Here is a 3,175-nt window from a genome sequence, read left to right on the forward strand (position 1 = left end):
CAACAACCATACAAGCGCAAAATCCCTCATCAAAGGTCAGATACGACATGACGGTGTGCCGATCTCATGCGAAGTGGTCGTATTGGATCGTACATCAAAAGCAGTCTACTCAAGAGTGCGAAGTAAAGTCGATGGTAGCTTTGTGGCTTGGGGTTCGCATGCTAGATATAACATCGTGATGGCTGTAGATCCCTACAATGACCACAACATTGCATCGCAAGACAGGGTGAAATAATGATTCAAGTCTCAAAAAAGGCGGGGCTTTTAGCCTTGCAAGCACATGCTCAGTTTTTGGATAGCGGTAGTGGATCAGCATATTTTGTGTATTACTCAGACACAAAACCAGCAAGCATTGAAACAGCCGCGAATCCAGCAAATGCCTTGTGTGCGCTAACATTACCTGAGCCGTGTTTTAAACAATTATTGAGTGACGGTATTGAGTTGCACGAAACAGACACTGCGCTTGCAACGCAAGCAGGCACAGCAACTTGGGCGCGTTTGTATAATGGAAACAATGAGGTGTATGCCGACTTCACAATTGACATTCAAGATGCTGATATTATTTTAAATAGTGTCAATATTGCAATCGGCTCAACACAAAAACTCGACAGCATTATTCTCAAGCCATTTTAAAACGAGGTGGTTATGCCTTATACACCACCAAATAAGCACAATGTTTATTTAAATTTTGAGCAAATCAGCACGCCACAGAGTCGCTTTAATTTGGTTTTAAATTTTGGTGCAAATACACCAAGTTTAAATCAATTAAATACTCGTATTGACACTCGGATTTCAGTACAAATTAGTGGTACAAACACTGAGATTTTTCTTAATCACGGTCAGTTGAATGCTCAAATTATCACGCGTGTTCATGCGAAAATCAGTGGTTTAAATTGGGAAAATGTCGATAATCGCGGGCGATTACAAGCAAGCTTATGTACTGATATTGAGTCAAGTTTAATAGGTATAAATGATATCAATCATCTGGTTGGTGTGTCATACGGCTTTAATATGAGGTACCAGAAAGCGATTGCATGCCTAAGTACGACAGAAATCCCTTGGGCCAAGCCAATATTGAGAGTCTCGAAAGAGGCTCTTTTTTATGATCAAGGTTTAGTAATTTCCAATCATAAAAGCATCCAATTCGAGCAAGCAGGGTCATTGAATCGTGTAATCAGATCGCTACTCGAACAAACAACCGGTTTAAGTTCTGATGCCTATGTGATCTGGGAAGAAGGTGCTAAGCGCTTTATTCATCAGCGCTATCTGCATGAAGAAACAATCAAACTGTGTCACAACCGCGAAACCGTTTGGCAGGAGATGATTCGCAGACGCAAGACTTTGACTTATTCGCATGAAGTGGCTCAAGTATTCGAACACCGATTTTCGTTTGAATGGGATAAAGGGCTTGAGATTGTTACCAAGTCTAATTTGCCCTGGGATAAAGCTAAAGCAATTCATTACCGCAAGCATCCAGTTAAGCCTTGGCCTAAACCCGCTGAAATAATCAAAAGAAAACCTGCAAACCTGAATTTCTGTTGTCCTAAAAATCAATCAAGTAGATTTAATGTCGAGCTGAATTTTGAAGAGGATAAGTGTGCCAAAGCATACTTGCCTACAAAACCAAAAAGGAACTGGTGGTATATCGTGAATACATTAACAGCCGAGCGATTAGATACCGGCGAGAAAATTAAAGTCATGGATGGCACCTACAGCACTAGCCGGTCTCAATGGTGCTGGACCTACTCAATTACCGTGGCTCACACTGAAAAAGACAAACTACAGCCGATTGATGACCAGCCAGTGATCCTGAAAGTCATGATTAATGGGTTTGAGCATCATGTTCTACTGGAAGATCCAGAAGAAACACGACGCTTTGCCAGTGTCCTTTACACCTACCCGGGCCGGAGTGTCACAGCCTTAAATTCTGATAAATATGGACCAACACGCTCATTCATCCAGGACAATGAGAGAACCTCTGTGCAGCTGGTTCAAGCGGAACTGGATCGAGCGAATAGCGGTACCAACCTGGACTGGAAACTGATTGATGAACTGGGCTGGATCATACCGGTTGAAAGCCTGAGTTATGCAGAACTTGCACCCATCGATGCAATCAAGCAGGTGGTTGATGCAGGCGGTGGCTTTGTCTATAGCCAGAAAGCCGGTAATACACTGACCATCCTGCCCCGCTACCAGAAAGGCTATTGGGATTCGATGACCGTTGATGATTACGACATTCTGTTATCTGAAAGCCTGGTGATGCAGCAGAACATCAAGCAGAGTGATGAATATATTGCTGATTTTAATGCCATCACTGTGGTGAATAGCCGTACTGGGGACAGCTTGAAAGTACAGCAGCGGGGTACTTCGGGTGATATACCGTTAGAGGCGGTCACAGGGCCATTATTTAATGTGATGTCTGGTGCTAGTTACGGCAAAAATGAACTGGTCAAAGCCAATATTCAGGAACTACACACCTTCTCTGATATTCCGGTAAGCCAAGAAATAGGGGAAATGCTACCAGGTAAGTCGATTGCATTTAATGGCCAGTGGTGGGGTGTGATTGATTCGGTATCAGGTAGCTTTTCGCATGAAAAGGTCAATGAAACCATTACAGTGGAGCGTATCAGCCGTGAATAATCCCTTATTTGAATTGCGGAAGCTGCTTAATCCGACTCATGCTGAATACATCGGTACCATCACTTCAGTAAAGCATCCAGAGTATCGGGTGCAGATCGATGGAGGCTCTGGTCCTGTACTTTGTACTTCTGGTACAGCCTACAATTTAGGTGCCCGGGTATTTATTGCAAACCAAATCATTTTGCGGCCAGCACCAACAGGGCAGCATTCACAAGTAGAAGTTTAACGATCAACAAAATAACAGCACCTTTGGGTGCTTTTTTATTACCAAAAATTAGGGGAAATACCTTGAACGATCCGATTTCAATCAAAGGCTTACCATGGCTTTTTAAAATTATAGCTGCGGTGATTGGGGCTATTTTTGCCCTGACATTAAGCGGAGACATTGATACACAAGGACGTATCAAAATCACAATGGGTGTGATTATGAAATTCACATTCAGTGTGGCCATAAGTTTATATGGTGGTTCTGCCTTCATTGAATACTACGATCTTGGACGCTATTCACATATGTCGCAGGGTTTTGTGATGCTCG

Annotated in this window: 5 protein-coding genes; all 5 read left to right on the top strand. The window is 42.9% G+C overall.

Annotation, left to right across the window (positions count from 1 at the left end):
* On the top strand, positions 1-235 hold a 235-nt coding region (locus GGG_RS21100; protein WP_010117792.1), incomplete at its 5' end, for a hypothetical protein.
* The gene (locus GGG_RS0118585) at positions 235-633 is read left to right on the top strand and encodes a hypothetical protein (RefSeq protein WP_010117794.1); all 399 of its coding nucleotides are present in this window, start codon (positions 235-237) and stop codon (positions 631-633) included. The genes GGG_RS21100 and GGG_RS0118585, both read left to right, overlap by 1 nt.
* Before the next feature lie 12 nt (positions 634-645).
* A complete protein-coding gene (locus GGG_RS0118590) occupies positions 646-2,640 on the top strand; it encodes a hypothetical protein (RefSeq protein WP_010117796.1) in 1,995 nt (664 codons plus the stop codon).
* A complete protein-coding gene (locus GGG_RS0118595) occupies positions 2,633-2,866 on the top strand; it encodes a hypothetical protein (RefSeq protein ID WP_010117797.1) in 234 nt (77 codons plus the stop codon). Before GGG_RS0118590 ends, GGG_RS0118595 begins: the two co-directional genes overlap by 8 nt.
* Before the next feature lie 62 nt (positions 2,867-2,928).
* Positions 2,929-3,175, top strand: a 247-nt coding sequence (locus GGG_RS0118600; protein WP_010117799.1) for a hypothetical protein, incomplete at its 3' end; no start/stop codon positions are given.

This window comes from Acinetobacter sp. P8-3-8 (genome assembly GCF_000214135.1).
Taxonomy (GTDB): Bacteria; Pseudomonadota; Gammaproteobacteria; order Pseudomonadales; family Moraxellaceae; genus Acinetobacter.